Here is a 19,018-nt window from a genome sequence, read left to right on the forward strand (position 1 = left end):
GAATTGATGCGCAATAGTTGAAATTGCTGGGGCTGCTTTGCAGCCCTTTCGCGACACAAGGCCGCTCCCACAGGGGATCGCGCCACTTTTTCGGGGGCAGTCCAGGTTCCTGCCCGCCAAGGTATTCGGGCATGACCGGCGCACAATAGCTTGCAATCCGTCATATCTCAAAATACTGTATGAATATTCAGTATCACAGGTCAGCCCCATGCAACTCATCGCCAAACTCGGCATCCTTGCCGATGCTGCCAAGTACGACGCATCCTGCGCCAGCAGCGGCGCACCCAAGCGCAACTCGCGCGGGGCTGATGGCCTGGGTGCTACCAATGGCATGGGCATCTGCCACAGCTACACTCCCGACGGGCGCTGCGTCTCGCTGCTCAAGGTGCTACTGACCAACTTTTGCCTCTACGACTGCCAGTACTGCGTCAACCGTCGCTCAAGCAACGTGCCACGCGCGCGCTTCAGCCCCGAGGAAGTGGTCCGGCTGACCCTGGACTTCTACCGGCGCAACTGCATCAGCGGCCTGTTCCTCAGCTCCGGCATCATCCGGTCTGCTGACTACACCATGGAGCAGCTGATCCGCGTGGCGAAGCTGTTGCGCGAAGAGCACGACTTCCGTGGCTACATCCACCTCAAGACCATCCCCGATGCCGACCCGTTGCTGATCGAAGAGGCCGGGCGCCTGGCAGACCGGCTAAGCGTCAACATCGAGCTGCCGACCGACGCCAGCCTGAAACGCCTGGCACCGGAGAAACAGGCGCACACCATTCGCCAGGCCATGGGCGTGATCCACCAGGGCCAGCAAGCCGTGGCCCACGAACCCAAGGCGCCACGCTTTACCCCGGCCGGGCAAAGCACCCAGGTGATCGTCGGGGCCGACAGCACCGATGACAGCACATTGCTGCGCAATGCCGAATCGCTGTACCAAGGCTATGGCCTCAAGCGCGTGTACTACTCCGCCTTCAGCCCCATCCCTGACAGCCCCGGCAGCGTCCCCCTGGCCGCACCACCGCTGCTGCGCGAGCACCGCCTGTACCAGGCTGACTTCCTGCTACGTGGCTATGGCTACAAGGCCGGCGAGCTGCTGGGCCAGAGCGGCAACCTGGCACTGGACATCGACCCCAAGCTGGCCTGGGCGCTGGCCAACCGCGAAGTGTTCCCGCTGGACGTGAACCGTGCCGAGCCGGCGCTACTGGCGCGCATCCCCGGCATCGGCCTGCGCAGCGTGCAGCGCCTGGTAGCCCTGCGACGCGAACGGCGCATTCGCTACGATGACCTGATCCAGCTGCGCTGCGTGCTGGACAAGGCGCGGCCGTTCATTGTCACCAGCGACTACCGCCCGGCCCAGGCCGAGCTGCGCAGCGGCCTGCTGAGGGCGCGCTTGCGTGAGCCGCAGGCGCCGGTGCAGATGGGCTTGTGGGGATGATCGCGCTCGACTGCGATGGCCTGTTCGCCACCTGGCGTGACCAGGCCCGGGTGTTGTTGGGGCATGGCATCGACCCGTCGGAGGTGACCTGGGCGCAAGGGCCGGTGGCTGATTTGCTGGCCGTACCGACAGCGCTGCCGGAAGGCTCCGGTCCTTTTCGCGCCAAGGTGCCAGCGGCGCTGTTGAACCAGCTGGAACAGGCCGCCCGCTACCGTGGCGAGCACCGCTGGAACCTGCTTTACGAGGTACTTTGGCGGGTGGCCCATGGCGACCGCACTGCAATGCTGGCGGGTGACCGACTGGGCAGCGAGCTGCAAAGACGGATCAAGCAGGTCAATCGCGAAGCGCACCACCTGCATGCGTTTGTACGCTTCGTGCCACTACCCGAAGTATTGGCTGAACAGCTGCAACTCGACCTGGTGGCCTATCACGAGCCGGCGCATGACATTCTGGAAAGCGCCAGTGCGCATTTCGCCGACCGCCTGGGGCGTTTGCGCTGGATGATTGCCACGGCGCACGACGGCATACGCTTCGACGGCCAGGCATTCGACTACCAGCGCCAGTGCCCCGAGCCCTGGCGCCAGTGGGCCCGCAACGCCGAAGACCCTGGCGCCGAATTGTGGCGCACCTACTATCGCCATACCTTCAACCCTGCCCGCCTCAACCCCGACGCCTTGCGCCTGCACATGCCCGGGCGGTTCTGGCGACATTTGCCGGAGGGCATGCTGATTCCGCAGCTCGAAGGCCTGGCTCGGCAAGGCAAGCAACGGGATGGCCAAGCCCTGGAAGTCGCCTCCCAGGCTGGCAAACAGATCAGCAAGCCCACACGGTAGCTGCGTATTCGCAAACCTTGATCAGTGGGGATTTCTTCGCGGGCATGCCCGCTCCCACAGGTAGTGCACTGTTCTCAACGTGTGTGGAGATCCTGTGGGAGCGGGCGTGCCCGCGAAGCAGCCAAACCATACTCAAGCCGAACGATCAGCCGCCACAGCCGTCATAACCTGAGCCGCTGCCGACACGCAAAGAGGACGCGAAATGACCCAACCCGACCCGTCATACGTCAAATGGCTCGAAGACCGCGCCATGCTCAGGGCCTCCCAGCAACGCACCCACCTGTACTCGGGCCAGTCCCGCCTGTGGCAGCAGCCCTACGCCGAAGCCCAGCCCCGCCGCGCCACTGAAATCGCTTCGGTCTGGCTGACCGTCTACCCCGACGCCATCATCGCCCCCGAAGGCTGTTCGGTGCTCGCTGCCCTGGCCCACGAAGCGCTGTGGAAGCGCTTGTCGGAGATCGGCATCCAGGGCCTGCACACCGGCCCGATCAAGTTGTCCGGCGGCATTCGTGGCCGTGAACTCACCCCCAGCGTGGACGGCAACTTCGACCGCATCAGTTTCGACATCGACCCGCTGTACGGGAGCGAACAGGAGCTGATCCAGATGAGCCGCATGGCCGCCGCGCACAACGCCGTGACCATCGACGACCTGATACCCTCGCATACGGGCAAGGGTGCCGACTTTCGCCTGGCCGAGCTGGCCCACGGCCCCTATCCGGGGCTGTACCACATGGTCGAAATCCGCGAGGAAGACTGGCCGCTGCTGCCCGAAGTGCCTGCCGGGCGCGACGCGGTCAACCTGCTGCCGGCCCAGTGCGACGAGCTCAAGGCCCGCCATTACATCGTCGGCCAGCTGCAACGGGTTATCTTCTTCGAACCAGGTGTGAAGGAAACCGACTGGAGCGCCACGCCGCCGGTGACCGGTGTAGATGGCAAGACCCGGCGCTGGGTGTACCTGCACTACTTCAAGGAAGGCCAGCCGTCGCTGAACTGGCTGGACCCGACCTTTGCCGCCCAGCAGATGATCATTGGCGATGCCCTGCACGCCCTGGACTGCCTGGGTGCACGCGGCCTGCGCCTGGATGCCAACGGCTTTCTCGGCGTGGAGACCCGCGCCAGCGGCACTGCCTGGTCGGAAAGCCACCCGCTGTCGATCGTCGGCAACCAGCTGATCGGCGGCATGATCCGCAAGGCCGGCGGTTTCAGCTTCCAGGAACTGAACCTGACCCTCGACGACATCGCGCAGATGTCCAGGGGCGGTGCCGACCTGTCCTACGATTTCATTACCCGGCCGGCCTACCAGCATGCGCTGCTGACCGGTGACACCGAGTTCCTGCGCCTGATGCTCAAGGAGATGCATGCCTTCGGCATCGACCCGGCCTCGCTGATCCATGCCCTGCAGAACCATGACGAGCTGACCGTGGAGCTGGTGCATTTCTGGACCCTGCATGCCCATGACATGTACCTGTACAAAGGCCAGACCTTGCCCGGCGGCATCCTGCGCGAGCACATCCGCGAAGAGATCTACGAACGGCTCTCGGGCGAGCATGCGCCGTACAACCTGCGCTTCGTCACCAATGGCATAGCCTGCACCACGGCCAGCCTGATCGCTGCCGCACTGGGCATCCGCGACCTCGGGCAGATCGGGGTTGCAGAAATCGAGCTGATCCAGAAGTTGCACCTGCTGCTGGTCATGTACAACGCCATGCAGCCGGGGGTGGTGGCGCTGTCCGGCTGGGACCTGGTGGGCGCCCTGCCCTTGCCCGCCGAAGCGGTCGCGCAGCGGATGCTGGATGGCGATACCCGCTGGATTCACCGCGGCGGCTACGACCTGGCCGGGCTGGAGCCGCAGGCCCAGACGTCGGTGCGTGGCATGCCCCGTGCCCGAGCGCTGTATGGCAGCCTGGACAGCCAGCTGGAAAATGGCGATTCGTTTGCCTGCAAGGTGAAGAAGCTGCTGGCGGTGCGCCAGGCCTATGGCATCGCCACCAGCCGCCAGGTGCTGGTGCCTGAAGTCAGCAGCCCAGGCTTGCTGGTAATGGTGCATGAACTGCCGGCCGGGCGTGGCATCCAGATCACTGCGCTGAACTTTGGCCAGGAAGTGATTGCCGAGGAGCTGCAACTGACCGGGTTCACGCCGGGGCCGGTGGTGGACATGATCAATGAAACGGTCGAAGGGGATTTGACCGAGGATGGGCGCCTGATGGTGAACCTGGACCCGTATGAGGCGCTGTGCCTGCGGATCGTCAACAGCAGCGGCCATGTCTGAATTGTATTTGCCCCATTGCCTTCGCCGGTGAAGCTCAGAACGGTAGCCACGCGATACCTGTGGGAGCGGGTTCACCCGCGAACACCGGCGCAGCCGGTGCCATCCACCGCGTCGCCTGCTTCGCGGGTAAACCCGCTCCCACAGGGACCCCGCCAGCTGAAGGAGTGCGCCGTACCTGTGGGAGCGGGCGCGCCCGCGAACACCGGCCTAGCCGGTGCCATCCACCGCGTCGCCTGCTTCGCGGGCATGCCCGCTCCCACAGGGTCCCCGTCAGCCGAAGGACTGCACCATACCTGTGGGAGCGGGCGCGCCCGCGAACACCGGCGTAGCCGGTGCCATCCACCGCGCCGCCTGCTTCGCGGGTAAACCCGCTCCCACAGGGACCCCACCAGCTGAAGGAGTGCGCCGTACCTGTGGGAGCGGGCGCGCCCGCGAACACCGGCGTAGCCGGTGCCATCCACCGCGTCGCTTGCTTCGCGGGTAAACCCGCTCCCACAGGGCCCCAACCAACTGAAGGAATGCGCCATACCTGTGGGAGCGGGTTCACCCGCGAACACCGGCGCAGCCGGCGCCATCCACCGCGTCGCCTGCTTCGCGGGCATGCCCGCTCCCACAGGGTGGACCCACCAGCTGAAGGAGTGCGCCATACCTGTGGGTTTCAAGTGTCCAGACAAATGGCCGGCTTGCTTTTACCGCTCCACGGGCATAGCGTTCGGAAGTTTTCTTTTCCGTGCCCAGGAGCAACTCCATGTACACCGGCATCGTCCAGGCCGTCCGCCCTCTGCTTGATGTGACCACCTACCCGGGCCACAACCAGTTCACCATCGACCTCACCCCCGAACTGCTCGACGAGCTGAAGATCGGCGCCAGCGTCAGTGTCGAAGGCACCTGCCTGTCGGTCACCGAAATACACGGCACCCAGGTCAGGTTCGACGCCATGACCGCCACCCTCGAGCGCACCAACCTGCGCAACTTCAAGGCCGGCCAGGGCGTCAACATCGAACGCTCGGCGAAGATGAACGCCGAAGTCGGCGGCCACCTGATGGCCGGCCACATCGCCACCACCGCCGAAATCGTCGAGCTGTCGATCAAGGAAACCGGCGCCTTCATCAGGTTCCGCATGCCACCGGAATGGGGCAAGTACGTGTTCCCGCGCGGCTTCATCGGGGTCAACGGCTGCAGCCTGACCGTAGCCGATGTCGAGGACAATGTGATCACCATCAACCTGATCCCGGAAACCCTGCGCCAGACCACCTTCCCCAGCTACAAGGCCGGCGAGCTGCTCAACATCGAAGTGGACCACCAGACAATGGTGCTGGTCGATGTAGTGGAGCGCACCATCAAGAGCACCCTGGCCCGCGAAATGCCTCGCTGAGTTCCCGAGGATGCTGCCCAACACCCTCCCCGCGGGCACAGCCAAGCGGCTGCGCCTGCAGATGCTGCGTGGTCGCGTGGGCCTCGGCCTAGTCGCCGGCCTGTCCGTACTGGCCGGCATGACCGATGCCATCGGCCTGCTGGCGCTGGGCGACTTCGTGTCGTTCATGAGTGGCAACACCACGCGCCTGGCCGTCGCCATCAGCGATGCGGACCTGGCCCTGGTGCTGCGCCTGAGTGCTGCAGTGCTGGGCTTCGTCGTCGGCAACGCCCTGGGCGTGCTGCTGGCGCGCGCTTTCCGCCGTCGGGCGTGGCCGGTGCTGCTGGTAGTCGCCGCCCTGCTGGGCTTTGCAGCCGCATGGCCCTTGGCAGCCACCTTTCCAGCGCTGCTCGCTGCCACACTGGCCATGGGCATGATCAATGCCGTGGTCGAACAGGTGAACGGCCTGCCCATCGGCCTGACCTACGTCACCGGCGCCCTGTCACGCTTCGGTCGTGGGCTGGGGCGCTGGCTGCTGGGCGAGCGGCGCAATGGCTGGCGGGTGCAACTGGTGCCTTGGGCCGGCATGCTGCTGGGCGCCGCGCTGGGTGCCTGGCTGGAGCAACACCTGGGCCTGCAGGCACTGACCGGCAGCTGTGCGCTGGCCTGCGTGCTGGCCCTGGTGTCGCGGTTCATTCCACGGTCGTGGCAGCGTGGCTACATGCCACACTGATCACTCGATGCGCGGGTGCTGCTGCACCAGCAACTTGCGCTTGGCCTCCAGTTCGGCAATCTGCGCATCGATGTCCTCGATCCTTTGCTCGATGTTGTCGTGGTGCTCCTGCAGCAGCTCACGCGCTTCCTCGATATCCGATGCTGCCGGTGCCGCGCCGCGCAGCGGTTTGTTGGCGGTTTCCTTCATGGTCAGGCCGGTGACCAGCCCCACGGCGGCGATCACCATCAGGTAATAGGCCGGCATGTACAGGTTGCCAGTACTTTCCACCAGCCAGGCGGCGATGGTCGGGGTGAGGCCGGCGATCAGCACCGAGATGTTGAAGGCGCTGGCGAGGGCGCTGTAGCGGATGTGCGTGGGAAACATTGCCGGTAGCGTCGAGGCCATCACGCCGATGAAGAAGTTCAGCATCACGGCAATGATCAGCAGCCCGGCAAAGATCACCCCCAGTACGCCGCTGTTGATGAGCATGAATGCCGGAATGGCCAGCGCAAACAGGCCGACGCTGCCGACGATGATAAACGGTCGACGGCCGAACTTGTCGCTGAGCAGCCCGATCATCGGCTGCACGAACAGCATGCCGACCATGATCGCGATGATGATCAGCACACCATGGTCTTCGCTGTAGTGCAGGTTATGCGACAGGTAGCTGGGCATGTACGTGAGCAGCATGTAGTAGGTGACGTTGGTGGCGATCACCACGCCAATGCAGGTCACCAGGCTGCGCCAGTGTTGGGTGGCCACTTCCCTGAACGACACCTTGGGCCCGGTCGCCAGGCCTTCGCGGTCGCCTTTTTCCAGCTTGTCGACGTGCTGCTGGAAGGCTGGCGTCTCCTCAAGCGCATGGCGCAGGTACAGGCCGATGATGCCCAGCGGCAAGGCGAGGAAGAACGGTAGGCGCCAACCCCATTCGAGGAACTTGTCCTCACCCAGCACCGTAGAAATCAACACCACCACACCGGCACCCAACACGAACCCGGCAATCGAGCCGAAGTCCAGCCAACTGCCGAGAAACCCCCGTTTTCGGTCTGGGGCATATTCGGCGACGAAGATCGACGCACCGGTGTACTCGCCCCCCACCGAGAAGCCCTGGGCCATCTTGGCCAGCAGCAGCAGGATCGGCGCCCAGATACCGATGCTGGCATAGGACGGTATCAGGCCGATGGCGAAGGTGCTGAGCGACATGATCACGATGGTCGCAGCGAGAATTTTCTGCCGCCCGAAGCGGTCACCCAAGGCACCGAAGAACAGCCCGCCCAGAGGCCTGATCAGAAACGGCACCGAGAACGTGGCCAACGCCGCGATCATCTGCACGCTCGGGTCGGCATTGGGGAAGAAAACCTTGCCCAGGGCGTAGGCGACGAAGCCGTAGACGCCGAAGTCGAACCACTCCATGGCATTGCCCAGGGCTGCCGCGGTGATTGCCTTGCGCATCTTGGCGTCGTCGACAATGGTGATGTCCTTCAGGCCGATTGGCTGGAGGCTTTTCTTGCGAGGTTTCATGTCCGTATCCCTGTCGATGAATGCTCTAAGGGATGAGATACAACGGGACACTAAATAATTCAGCGCTTACGGTTTTTTTGTGCTTTTCCTCACCGGTTGCGGCGCAGGCAAAGAAAAGCCGCTGCGATGGCAGCGGCTTGCATGGGCAACGGCTCGCGGTCAGATGCCTTCGCGGGCCAGGTCCATGGCGAAGTAGGTGAGGATCAGGTCGGCACCGGCACGCTTGATCGCGCCAATGCTTTCACGCACCACCCGGCCTTCGTCGATGGCGCCAGCCAGGCCGCCGAACTTGATCATCGCGTACTCGCCGCTCACCTGGTACGCCGCCAGCGGCAGGCGCGAGGCGGCACGGATATCGGCGATCACGTCGAGGTAGGCACCGGCCGGCTTGACCATCAGCACATCCGCCCCTTCCTGCTCGTCGAGCAGCGACTCACGCACGGCTTCGCGGCGGTTCATCGGGTTCATCTGGTAGCTCTTGCGGTCGCCCTTCAGCGCGGTACCACCGGCTTCACGGAACGGGCCATACAGCGACGAGGCGAACTTGGTGGAATAGGCCATGATCGCGGTGTCGTGGAAGCCGGCACCATCCAGCGCGCTGCGGATGGCCTGGACCTGGCCGTCCATCGCCGCCGACGGGGCAATGAAGTCGGCACCGGCAGCAGCGGCGATGACCGCCTGCTTGCCCAGGTTGGCCAGGGTGGCGTCGTTGTCCACGCCGTGGTCGTGCAGCACGCCGCAGTGGCCGTGGCTGGTGTATTCGCAGAAGCAGGTGTCGGACATCACCACCATTTCCGGCACGGTGTCCTTGCAGATGCGCGACATGCGCGCGACCAGGCCGTTTTCGTTCCAGGTGTCGCTGCCGACGGCGTCCAGGTTGTGCGAAACGCCAAAGGTCATCACCGACTTGATACCGGCGCGGGCATAGCGCTCGATTTCCTGGGCCAGCAGCTTCTCGGGGATGCGGTTGACGCCCGGCATGCTGGTGATCGGCACGAAGTCATCGATGCCCTCTTCGACGAAGATCGGCAGGATCAGGTCTTCAAGGCGGAACTCGGTTTCCTGGAAGATCGTGCGCAGGGACTCGTTCTGGCGCAGGCGGCGTGGACGAACGGACGGGAATTGGTTGGACATGACAGCTCCAGGGAATTTGAACGGCGTATACCTTATGCCTGTCGCGCGCCAGTGAAAAGGCCAGATGACGAGATATTGTCTTGCGTCAAAGGCAATGGCTGCATTTTTCCTGTGCTGGCCTCTTCGCGGGCATGCCCGCTCCCACAAGTACAGCGCAGCCCTCAAGTATTGTGCGGTCCCTGGGGGAGCGGGCGTGCCCGCGAAGAGGCCGGCACAGGCAACACATCACTGCAGCCAGGGCGGCGCAGGCTCCTCTGCCCTGGCCGCCCCATGCTCAGCCTCGGCCCGCGCGGCGCGCCGGCGCGCATCATCCAGCCGGGCCGCATCGATCTCGCGCATCACCCCGGCCACGTCAGCCGCATGCTCGTCATCCTCGAACAGCCCCGTCAGCGGGCTGTCCGGGCGCAGTTCGCCCGCCTCGTACAAGGCCCACATTTCCTGCGCATACCGGGTGCTTTTCAGCTCCGGTGCAAAGCGCCCGAAATAATGGGCCATGTTGGCCACATCGCGCTGCAGCATGCTGAAGGCATGGTTGTTGGCCGCTGCATCCACCGCCTGTGGCAGGTCGATGATCACCGGCCCGTCCGGGCCAAGCAGCACGTTGAACTCCGACAGGTCGCCATGCACCAGCCCGGCACACAGCATCAGCACGATCTGGCGAATGACGAAGGCATGGAACGCCCGGGCATCCTCGGCCTCGAGGTGCACGTCGTTCAGGCGCGGGGCCGCGTCACCGTCGGCATCGGTCACCAGCTCCATCAACAGCACGCCGTCCTGGAAATCGTAGGGCTTGGGAACCCTCACGCCAGCGCCGGCCAGGCGGAACAGCGCCGCCACTTCGGCGTTCTGCCAGGCGTCTTCGGCTTCCTTGCGGCCGTACTTGCTGCCCTTGGCCATCGCCCGGGCCTGACGGCTGTTGCGAACCTTGCGGCCCTCCTGGTACTCGGCAGCCTGGCGGAAACTGCGCTTGTTGGCTTCTTTATAAACCTTGGCGCAGCGCACCTGGCTGCCACAGCGCACCACATACACGGCGGCTTCCTTGCCACTCATCAACGGCCGCAGTACTTCGTCGACCAGGCCGTCTTCGATCAGGGGTTCGATTCTTTTGGGTGTCTTCATCAGGCTGCGTTCGGGGTCCTGGCTGTGATGACGGACATCCTCTCACAGCCTGATGCGACTTGCTCGTCTGTCTTCAGGCCGAACGGCTCAGGCGCCCTGCCCTACGCGGCCAACCACCACCTCGCGCGCCCGGCGCCGTGTGACCAGAAGGCCCGAACACACCACCAGCACCGCCAGCACCATGGTCGATACCACTTCCAGGCGGTGGTCCGGGCGGAACAGCATCAGCACCAGCACGCCACTGATGAACAGGATCACGCCCCACGTCAGCCACGGGAACAGCCACATGCGGTAGCCCAGTGTCTTGCCCTGTGCGGTCAGACGCTGGCGCAGGCGCAACTGGGAAACGGCGATCACCAGGTACACCAGCAAGGCAATGGCGCCGGAGCTTGCCATGAGGAAGCCGAACACCTTGGCCGGTACCAGGTAGTTGGCAATCACTGCCAGGAAAGCTGCGCCAGTGGACAGCAGCACAGCTACCACGGGGGTGCCGCTGCGGCTGGTCACCTGGGCACAGGCCGGCGCATCACCGCGGCGGCTCAGCGAGTAGACCATGCGCGACGCGGTATACAGCGACGAGTTGAGGCAGCTGGTCACCGACGTAAGCACCACGAAGTCGATGATGGCCTTGGCATTCGGCACGCCCAGGGTGTCCAGCACAGTGACATAGGAACCTTCGCTGGCCAGGCGCGGGTCGGTCCACGGCACCAGCGCGATGACGATGAAGATCGACAGGATATAGAACAGGGTGATTCGCCAGATCACCGAGTTGGTGGCCTTGGAAATATGCTTGCCCGCTTCGTCGGATTCGGCCGCGGCGATGGTCACCACCTCGGCACCGAGGAACGAGAACATGGTAATCAGCATGGCGCTGAGCACCGCACCAAAACCGTTGGGCATGAAGCCACCGCTATCCCACAGACGCGACACGCCGCTGACACCTGAGCCTGGCAGCAGGCCGAAGATGGCGCACACCCCCAGCGCGATGAAACTGACGATGGCCACCACCTTCACCAACGCCAGCCAGAACTCGAACTCACCGTAGTTCTTCACGCTGAACAGGTTGGTGGCAGTCAGCAATAGAGTAATCACCAACGACAAGACCCAGATCTCCAGCTGCGGGACCCAGGAATTGATGATGGTGGCGGCGATATTGGCCTCGATGGGGATGATCAGTACCCAGAACCACCAGTACAGCCAGCCGATGGTGTAGCCGGCCCACTTGCCGATGGCGAGGTCGGCATAGGTAGAGAACGAACCGGTGTCCGGCGAGGCAACGGCCATTTCGGCCAGCATGCGCATCACCAGCACCACCAGCGCGCCGGCCAGGATATAGGCCAGGATGGTGGCTGGCCCTGCTTCGGCAATCGCACGGCCAGAGCCGACGAACAGGCCGGCACCGATCACGCCGGCAATGGACAGCATGGTGACATGCCGGGATTTCAATCCATGACTCAAATTGTTCTTGTGGGTTTGCATGGCGCTACCTTGTTGTTTTTGTCATGCCCACGCAGGGGCCGCCGGCTTGCACGTCACCGACGCAGGCGCGAAAAAGCCCGCCCTGCCCCAGGTGGTGAGTAGGGCAGTACGGGTTGAGTAAAACGAAACCGCAGAACGTATTACGGGTAGGTCAGCCGGCAGCCCGCTGACGGGGCGCCAGGTCGGCCTTGGGGAAACTGCCGCCCTGGCGGCCGACCTGCTCGCATACCTTGTCGACGATGTAGGCGCCGATCGGGATGGCGGAGGTGGCGGCCGGCGACGGTGCATTGCACACGTTGACGCTGCGAGCGGTGTTGACGAAAAGGAAGTCGTCGATCAGCTTGCCGTCACGCGACACGGCCTGGGCTCGCACGCCGGCCGGGTAAGGCGTGAGGTCGGCCTTGGTGATGCTCGGGCAGTACTTCTGGACCTGCTTGAGGTAGCCACCCTTGAACAGCGAGTTCTTCATCTCGATCAGGCCAGGGCGGAAGTTCTTCGCCAGCACCTTGAGGATGCCGGGGGTGGTCAAGGTCTGGAACAGGTCGCCGGGGCTGATATCGCGCTTGCGGTAGCCCTCGCGCTTCATCGCCAGCACGGCGTTGGGGCCAACGGTGACGGTGCCGTCGATCATGCGTGTCAGGTGCACGCCCAGGAACGGCATGGTCGGGTCGGGAATCGGGTAGATCAGGTGGTTGACGATCTGGTTGTGCTGCTTGGGCAGCAGGTAGTACTCGCCACGGAACGGGCAAATGACGAATTCGGTACGCAGGCCCAGCATGCTCACCACGCGGTCGGCCATCAGGCCCGAGCAAGTCACCAGGAAACGGCTGCGCAATTCGTCACCCTGCGTGCGCACGACCACTTCGCTGGCCAGCTCCTGCAGGCCGACCACCTCGGCGCCATAGCGGATTTCACCGCCGGCGCGCTGGAACTCGGCGCCCATGGCAGCAGTCACTTCGGCGTAATTGACGATGCCACTGGAGGGCACGAAGATGCCGCCCATGCCAACGATATTGGGCTCGCGCTCGCGCAGTTCGGCCGCCGACAGCCAGTAGCGCTCCAGGCCATTGGCCGCGGTGCGCTCCCACAGCGCCTTCATGCGCTGCATTTCCAGGTCGTTGGTGGCCACCAGCAGCTTGCCGCACTCATCGAAGCGGATACCGTGCTGGGTGCAGAAGGCCTTGGTGGCCTTGTTGCCTTCCAGGCAGAAGCGCGCCTTGAGGCTGCCGGGGGTGTAATACACGCCGGCGTGGATCACGCCGCTGTTGTGGCCGGTCTGGTGGCGGGCCGGGCCGGACTCTTTCTCCAGCAGGAGAATCTTCGCATCCGGGTAGACCTTGATCAGGTGCATGGCCGTGGACATGCCCACAATGCCACCGCCAATGATGATGAAATCGTACACAGCCTTACCTCACACGCAGGCATTGCCTGACTGGCTCACCAAGGCCCGCGCGGGCCCTGGTGGCATCGTTTTGTGCAAAGACGCGTGGGCGGGCGCCCGCCCCGCGCCCTGTCATTATTGCCCGCGCTGGTACAGCGGTTTGGGGAAGGCCACGTAGCCGCGCTGGCGCATCAGTTCGCGGCGCAGGCCTTCGTGCGGCGTGAAGCGGTCGCGGCCATGCAGCCAGAACAGGTTGTTGATCAGCAGGAAGCTACCCACGCCAACCGGTACCGAAAGCTTCTTCTCGCTGCCTTCCAGCGATTCGGACAGGGCGTTCAGCCAGATGCCCTCCTCGTAGTTTTCCGGCTGCACGAACTGGTCGATGTAGCGCATGGTCGGGCGGCCTTCGGCATCGGTGTCGAATACCGAGTGGAACACATCTTCGGACACCTTCTTGCTCGGCGGTGCGGTCCAGCGCATTTGGCGACGGGCCAGCGGGTGGCGGAAGAATTCGTCGCACTGTTCCCAGTCGTCCAGGTGCAGCAGCAGCGAGTTGCCGCCTTCCATGTTCTTTTCGTCGATCTTCAGCATCAGCACGTAGTCGGTGATCTGGTTGACGAAGGTGCCGTCGTTGTGCAGCTCCATGACCCGGTGCGGCTGGCGCAGGTAGCTGTCGGAGTTGTCGGTGTTGACCACCACGAAGCGGGCATAGAACTGGCCGCTCATGGCGTCGTAGTTGGAGCGGCCGATCAGGTGTGCGCAGGCGGTGGTGAACTTGACCATGTCCTCGGCCTGGCTCACGTCATCCAGGCCGACCGGGGTGATCAGCATGCCGCCGCTGGCGCGGTTGAGGATGGTATTGAGCAGCACCGGCCGCAGGGTGCCCTGGCACAGTTCGTCGAGGATCTCGCCAACCCGGAAGCGCAGGAATGACTTGTACTCCAGCGCCTGCACCGGCCACTGGGCAACAGCCTGGACGAACGCTTCGACCGTTTCGCGGGCAAAGGTGAGCTCAAGCAGGCGCGGCGACTGTTTCGAGGGGGCGATGGTGAAACCTCGCGGTTCGAGCGGCAGTGGCATCACAAGTTCGTCGATCTGCGTAAAAGCGTTCATGGCAGTGTCCTGGCAGAGAAAGTGAGTGGCGCCGTCCGGTCATGACCTGGATCAGTGCGGGCGAGCTAAAATTATCGCCATAAACGCAAAATGTCTACATTTTTATTTTTCACAGATAAAACACGTGTTTGTCCATTGTTTTTCGCCAGCGAACGCTTTCGGTATGATTGACAAAACCGTTTGAGGAACAGGACCTTGGAAGCGCTCGCCCCCCGACAAAACTCAGCATTCAGCGGGTATGAGAGGCTCAAGAAGGACATCATCCGCGGCGTGTTCAAGCCCGGAGAAAAGCTGCTGATGAGCACCCTGAAGGAACGCTACGACCTGGGCGTGGGCCCGCTGCGCGAAGCACTGTCGCAGCTGGTGGCCGAGCATCTGGTCAACGCGATCAGCCAGAAGGGCTACCGTGTGGCGCCCATGTCGCTGGACGAGATGAACGACATCTACGATGCCCGCGCCAACCTGGAGGCGATGATCATCACCCTGGCCATCGAACGTGGCGACGACGCCTGGGAGGCGTCGGTACTGGCCCATTCGCATACCCTGGCCAAGGTGGTGGAAGTGAAGACCCGCGAGCAACGCCTGGATGTATGGGACGAACGGCACAAGGCGTTCCACACGGCCATTGCCTCGGGCTGCGGCTCCAAGCACCTGCTGCAGGCGCGCACCTATCTGTTCGATCAGGCCGAGCGCTACCGGCATCTGTGGCTGACCCAGACGGTGTTTTCCGAACAGGCCCTGGAGCTCAAGCGCCAGGAGCATGCGGCATTGGTCGAGGTGATTCTGGCCCGGGACGCCAAGCGCGCAAGCGCCATGATGCGTTCGCACCTGATGACTCCGGTGCCGATCATTGCGCAGATCATGCATGCCGAGGGTATCGGCGCACGCTAGGGGGTTGCTTTGTACCTTTCAGGGCCCTATCGCCGGCAAGCCAGCTCCCACAGGTACTGCGCTGCCTTCGGGGCCTGTGGGGTCTCTGTGGGAGCTGGCTTGCCGGCGATAGGGCCAGTGCAGGCAAAACGCGCCAGATGAATTTTTCTTAAATCGCCGTTTGGCTATTCTTTGGCACAATCAAGTCTCCATTAGATGCCCGGGAACCAGCATGCCTCGCGTACTGACCATCGAAGACGACGCCGTCACCGGCCAGGAAATCGTCGCCGAACTTACCAGCCACGGCCTTGAGGTGGATTGGGCCGACAATGGCCGTGAAGGCCTGGCCAAGGCCATTGCCGGCGGCTACGACCTGATTACCCTGGACCGCATGCTGCCCGAGGTCGATGGCCTGACCATCGTCACCACCCTGCGCAGCCTCAAGATCGCCACGCCGATCCTGATGATCAGCGCCCTCTCCGACGTCGACGAGCGGGTACGCGGCCTGCGTGCCGGGGGTGACGACTACCTGACCAAACCGTTCGCCTCCGACGAGATGGCCGCGCGGGTCGAAGTGCTGCTGCGCCGCAACAGCGTGCCCATGACCCAGACCCGCCTGCAGGTCGCCGACCTGCAACTGGACCTGATCAGCCACGAAGCCCGCCGTGGCGAACAGACCCTCAACCTGCTGCCCACCGAGTACAAGCTGCTGGAGTACCTGATGCGCCATAGCGGCCAGGTGATCACGCGGATGATGATTTTCGAGGAAGTCTGGGGCTACCACTTCGACCCGGGCACCAACTTGATCGATGTGCACATCGGCCGCCTGCGCAAGAAAATCGACTCACCCGGCCAATCGCCGCTGATCCGTACGGTACGGGGCTCCGGCTATGCCATTGCTGAACCCGTCTAAGGGCTGGAGCTCCTCGACCAGCCGTCTGCTGGCGCTGTACAGCTTTCTGTTCGTGGCCTGGAGCAGCATCCTCATGGGGGTGCTGTACTTCGAGGTGTCCAGCTACCTGAACAAACTCACCCGCCATTCGATGCTGCAGCGCCAGCACCTGTTCGCGCACATGAGCGGCAAACAGCTGGACGACGCCCTGGTCGCCAGCCAGGCCTTCGAAGAGCGCAGCTTCGACGCCTACGGCCTGTTCGACAACCAGCTCAACCCGATCGGCGGGCGCATTCGCGCCATCCCGCCAGAGCTGGGGCTGGACGGCAAGGTTCACGAACTCAAGCGCTGCCTGGACGCCGACGACCCACACATGCCGCGTGACAGCTGCGACGCGGTGGCGATCAAGGTGCAGGATGGCCGCTGGCTGGTGCTGGTGCGCGACAACGGCTCGCTGTTCGTGGTCACCCGGATCATCCTGCATGCCCTGCTCTGGGGGATCTCGCTGACCCTGATCCCGGGCTTTGCCGGCTGGTACCTGCTCAGGCGCCGCCCGCTCAAGCGCATTCGCGCGATCCAGGCCCAGGCCGAACTGATCGTCGCCGGTGACCTTACCCACCGCCTGCCGCTGTCGGCCCGGCGTGACGAGCTGGACATGCTGGCGGCCATCGTCAACGCCATGCTCGACCGCATCGAGCGGCTGATGCACGAGGTCAAGGGCGTGTGCGACAACATCGCCCACGACCTGCGCACCCCGCTCACGCGCCTGCGCGCCCAGCTGTACCGCATTCGCCAGCAAAGTGACGTCGACTCCACCCAGGCCGAGGCACTGGACCAGGCCATCGGCGAAACCGACACCCTGATGGCGCGTTTTCGCGGTTTGTTGCGCATCAGCGAACTGGAAGACCGCCAGCGGCGGGCCGGTTTCGTCCAGCTTGACCCGCACGAACTGCTGGTGGAGTTGCACGACTTCTACCTGCCGCTGGCCGAAGACGTCGGCATCCGCCTGGAACTGCAGCAGCCAGCCGAACTGCCGGCATTGCACGGTGACCGCGAACTGCTGTTCGAGGCACTGGCCAACCTGGTGGGCAACGGCATCAAGTTCACGCCCGAGGGTGGGCTGGTGCGGATTACTGCGACCCAGGACGACAAGGGCCTGCGCCTGGCCATCGAGGACAGCGGGCCGGGTATTCCGGAAGAGGAACGGGCGGCAGTGCTGAAGCGCTTCTACCGTAGCGATGAAGGCCACCGCCATGCGGGGTTCGGGCTGGGGTTGTCGATCGTTGCGGCGATCGTCGACCTGCATGGGTTCGGGCTGGAGGTGGGGGAAAGCGAGCTGGGTGGGGCGAGGCTGGTACTGCACTGCCCGCTCGCCGGGCTAGCCAAATAGAAGCTGGGGCCGCTATGCGGCCCATCGCCGGCAAGCCAGCTCCCACAGGGAGTGCGCAGTTCTTCAGTATTGCGCGGTTCCTGTGGGAGCTGGCTTGCCGGCGATGGGCTGCGCAGCAGCCCCGATGACATCGATCAGTCAGCCAGACGCCAGGTAGTCCCACCCTTGCTGTCTTCCAGCACCACACCCATGGCGGTCAGCTGGTCGCGAATGCGGTCGGACTCGGCCCAGTTCTTGTCCGCACGCGCCTGCAGGCGCGCCTGGATCAAGCCCTCGACCTCAGCGGCATCCACCTTGCCTTCGGCACCGGCACGCAGGAAGTCATCGGCTTCCAGCTGCAGCACACCCAGCACATCACCCAGCTCGCGCAGGCGACCGGCCAGGCCGGCAGCGGCCTCAAGGTCGCTGTCGCGCAGGCGGTTGATCTCGCGCACCAGGTCGAACAGCACGGCGCAGGCTTCGGGGGTGCCGAAGTCGTCGTTCATGGCCACGCTGAAGCGCTCGACAAACTCTTCGCCACCCTTGGCCGCCACCCGTGGCAAGCCGCGCAAGGCGTGGTAGAAGCGCTCCAGTGCGCCCTTGGCATCGCGCAGGCTGTCTTCCGAGTAGTTGATCGCGCTGCGGTAGTGGCTGGCCACCAGCAGGTAGCGCACCACTTCAGGGTGGTACTTCTCGAGCACGTCACGGATGGTGAAGAAGTTGTTCAACGACTTGGACATCTTCTCGCCATTGATCCGGATCATGCCGCAGTGCATCCAGGCGTTGGCGTACTGCTTGCCGGTGGCCGCCTCGCTCTGGGCAATCTCGTTCTCGTGGTGCGGGAACTCCAGGTCGCTGCCGCCACCGTGGATGTCGAAGCTTTCACCCAGGCAGCAGGTGGACATCACCGAGCACTCGATGTGCCAGCCCGGACGCCCCGGGCCCCATGGCGATTCCCAGCTCGGCTCGCCCGGCTTGACGCCCTTCCACAGCACGAAGTCCAGCGGGTCCTGCTTGGCTTCGTCGACCTCGATACGGGCACCGATGCGCAGGTCTTCGATCTTCTTGCGCGACAGCTTGCCGTAACCGACGAACTTGCCGACGCGGTAGTACACGTCGCCATTGCCCGGTGCGTAGGCATAACCCTTGTCGATCAGGGTCTGGATCATCGCGTGCATGCCGGCGATATGGTCGGTGGCACGCGGCTCCTGGTCCGGCGGCAGGATGTTCAGGCGGCGCTCGTCTTCGTGCATCGCGTCGATCATGCGGGCGGTCAGGGCGTCGAAGCTTTCGCCGTTCTCGTTGGCCCGGTTGATGATCTTGTCATCGATGTCGGTGATGTTGCGCACGTAGGTCAGCTCGTAGCCGCTCTTGCGCAGCCAGCGGGTGACCAGGTCGAAGGCCACCATGCTGCGGCCATGGCCCAAGTGGCAGTAGTCGTATACGGTCATGCCGCACACGTACATGCGCACCTTGTTGCCATCCAGCGGCTTGAAGGTTTCCTTCGCTTTGCTCAGCGTGTTGTAGATGGTAAGCACGG

At 64.0% G+C, this 19,018-nt stretch carries 15 protein-coding genes; 8 read left to right on the top strand and 7 right to left on the bottom strand.

Going from position 1 to position 19,018, the window contains the following annotated elements:
• The first annotated feature begins 208 nt into the window (after positions 1-208).
• The 5 genes from CAG34_RS16050 to CAG34_RS16080 all read left to right on the top strand — a co-directional run bounded on the left by CAG34_RS16050 (position 209) and on the right by CAG34_RS16080 (position 6,618).
• Complete coding sequence (locus CAG34_RS16050; RefSeq protein WP_075045108.1) at positions 209-1,429, top strand: putative DNA modification/repair radical SAM protein; 1,221 nt, start codon at positions 209-211, stop codon at positions 1,427-1,429.
• Positions 1,420-2,262, top strand: a complete 843-nt coding sequence (locus CAG34_RS16055) for a TIGR03915 family putative DNA repair protein (RefSeq protein WP_085591192.1) — start codon at positions 1,420-1,422, stop codon at positions 2,260-2,262. Before CAG34_RS16050 ends, CAG34_RS16055 begins: the two co-directional genes overlap by 10 nt.
• Before the next feature lie 202 nt (positions 2,263-2,464).
• The gene (gene treS / locus CAG34_RS16060; RefSeq protein WP_085591194.1) at positions 2,465-4,531 is read left to right on the top strand and encodes a maltose alpha-D-glucosyltransferase; all 2,067 of its coding nucleotides are present in this window, start codon (positions 2,465-2,467) and stop codon (positions 4,529-4,531) included.
• Between the two features lie 748 nt (positions 4,532-5,279).
• Complete coding sequence (locus CAG34_RS16075) at positions 5,280-5,906, top strand: riboflavin synthase subunit alpha (RefSeq protein WP_085591198.1); 627 nt, start codon at positions 5,280-5,282, stop codon at positions 5,904-5,906.
• A gap of 10 nt (positions 5,907-5,916) precedes the next feature.
• On the top strand, positions 5,917-6,618 hold the full coding sequence (locus tag CAG34_RS16080; protein ID WP_085591200.1) for a YoaK family protein: 702 nt from the start codon (positions 5,917-5,919) through the stop codon (positions 6,616-6,618).
• On the opposite strand, the gene proP is transcribed toward CAG34_RS16080, so the two are convergent.
• From proP to glaH, 6 genes are all read right to left on the bottom strand, one after another.
• Positions 6,619-8,121 carry a glycine betaine/L-proline transporter ProP gene (proP, locus tag CAG34_RS16085; protein WP_085591202.1) on the bottom strand — a complete coding sequence of 501 codons (1,503 nt, stop codon included), beginning with the start codon at positions 8,119-8,121 and terminating at the stop codon, positions 6,619-6,621. It abuts the gene before it with no gap.
• Between the two features lie 159 nt (positions 8,122-8,280).
• Positions 8,281-9,255, bottom strand: a complete 975-nt coding sequence (hemB, locus tag CAG34_RS16090; protein WP_013972900.1) for a porphobilinogen synthase — start codon at positions 9,253-9,255, stop codon at positions 8,281-8,283.
• 225 nt (positions 9,256-9,480) lie between these two features.
• Positions 9,481-10,374, bottom strand: a complete 894-nt coding sequence (locus CAG34_RS16095) for a PA4780 family RIO1-like protein kinase (RefSeq protein WP_025338950.1) — start codon at positions 10,372-10,374, stop codon at positions 9,481-9,483.
• Between the two features lie 87 nt (positions 10,375-10,461).
• On the bottom strand, positions 10,462-11,853 hold the full coding sequence (gabP, locus tag CAG34_RS16100) for a GABA permease (RefSeq protein ID WP_085591204.1): 1,392 nt from the start codon (positions 11,851-11,853) through the stop codon (positions 10,462-10,464).
• 151 nt (positions 11,854-12,004) lie between these two features.
• The gene (lhgO, locus tag CAG34_RS16105) at positions 12,005-13,255 is read right to left on the bottom strand and encodes an L-2-hydroxyglutarate oxidase (protein WP_085591206.1); all 1,251 of its coding nucleotides are present in this window, start codon (positions 13,253-13,255) and stop codon (positions 12,005-12,007) included.
• 114 nt (positions 13,256-13,369) lie between these two features.
• Positions 13,370-14,347 (bottom strand): glutarate dioxygenase GlaH, encoded by a 978-nt coding sequence (glaH, locus tag CAG34_RS16110; protein ID WP_085591209.1) that lies wholly within the window; start codon positions 14,345-14,347, stop codon positions 13,370-13,372.
• A gap of 195 nt (positions 14,348-14,542) precedes the next feature.
• Here glaH and csiR point away from each other — a divergent pair, with 195 nt between their 5' ends.
• From csiR to CAG34_RS16125, 3 genes are all read left to right on the top strand, one after another.
• Positions 14,543-15,238, top strand: a complete 696-nt coding sequence (gene csiR, locus CAG34_RS16115) for a DNA-binding transcriptional regulator CsiR (protein WP_015270630.1) — start codon at positions 14,543-14,545, stop codon at positions 15,236-15,238.
• A gap of 211 nt (positions 15,239-15,449) precedes the next feature.
• On the top strand, positions 15,450-16,130 hold the full coding sequence (locus tag CAG34_RS16120) for a response regulator transcription factor (protein WP_025338946.1): 681 nt from the start codon (positions 15,450-15,452) through the stop codon (positions 16,128-16,130).
• Positions 16,108-17,499 (top strand): HAMP domain-containing sensor histidine kinase, encoded by a 1,392-nt coding sequence (locus tag CAG34_RS16125; RefSeq protein ID WP_085591211.1) that lies wholly within the window; start codon positions 16,108-16,110, stop codon positions 17,497-17,499. Before CAG34_RS16120 ends, CAG34_RS16125 begins: the two co-directional genes overlap by 23 nt.
• A 134-nt stretch (positions 17,500-17,633) precedes the next feature.
• Here CAG34_RS16125 and cysS read toward each other — a convergent pair whose 3' ends face one another.
• The gene (gene cysS / locus CAG34_RS16130; protein WP_025338944.1) at positions 17,634-19,016 is read right to left on the bottom strand and encodes a cysteine--tRNA ligase; all 1,383 of its coding nucleotides are present in this window, start codon (positions 19,014-19,016) and stop codon (positions 17,634-17,636) included.
• Positions 19,017-19,018 lie beyond the last annotated feature (2 nt).

Origin of the sequence: Pseudomonas sp. B14(2017) (assembly GCF_002113255.1) — a bacterium.
Lineage (GTDB): Bacteria > Pseudomonadota > Gammaproteobacteria > Pseudomonadales > Pseudomonadaceae > Aquipseudomonas > Aquipseudomonas putida_Z.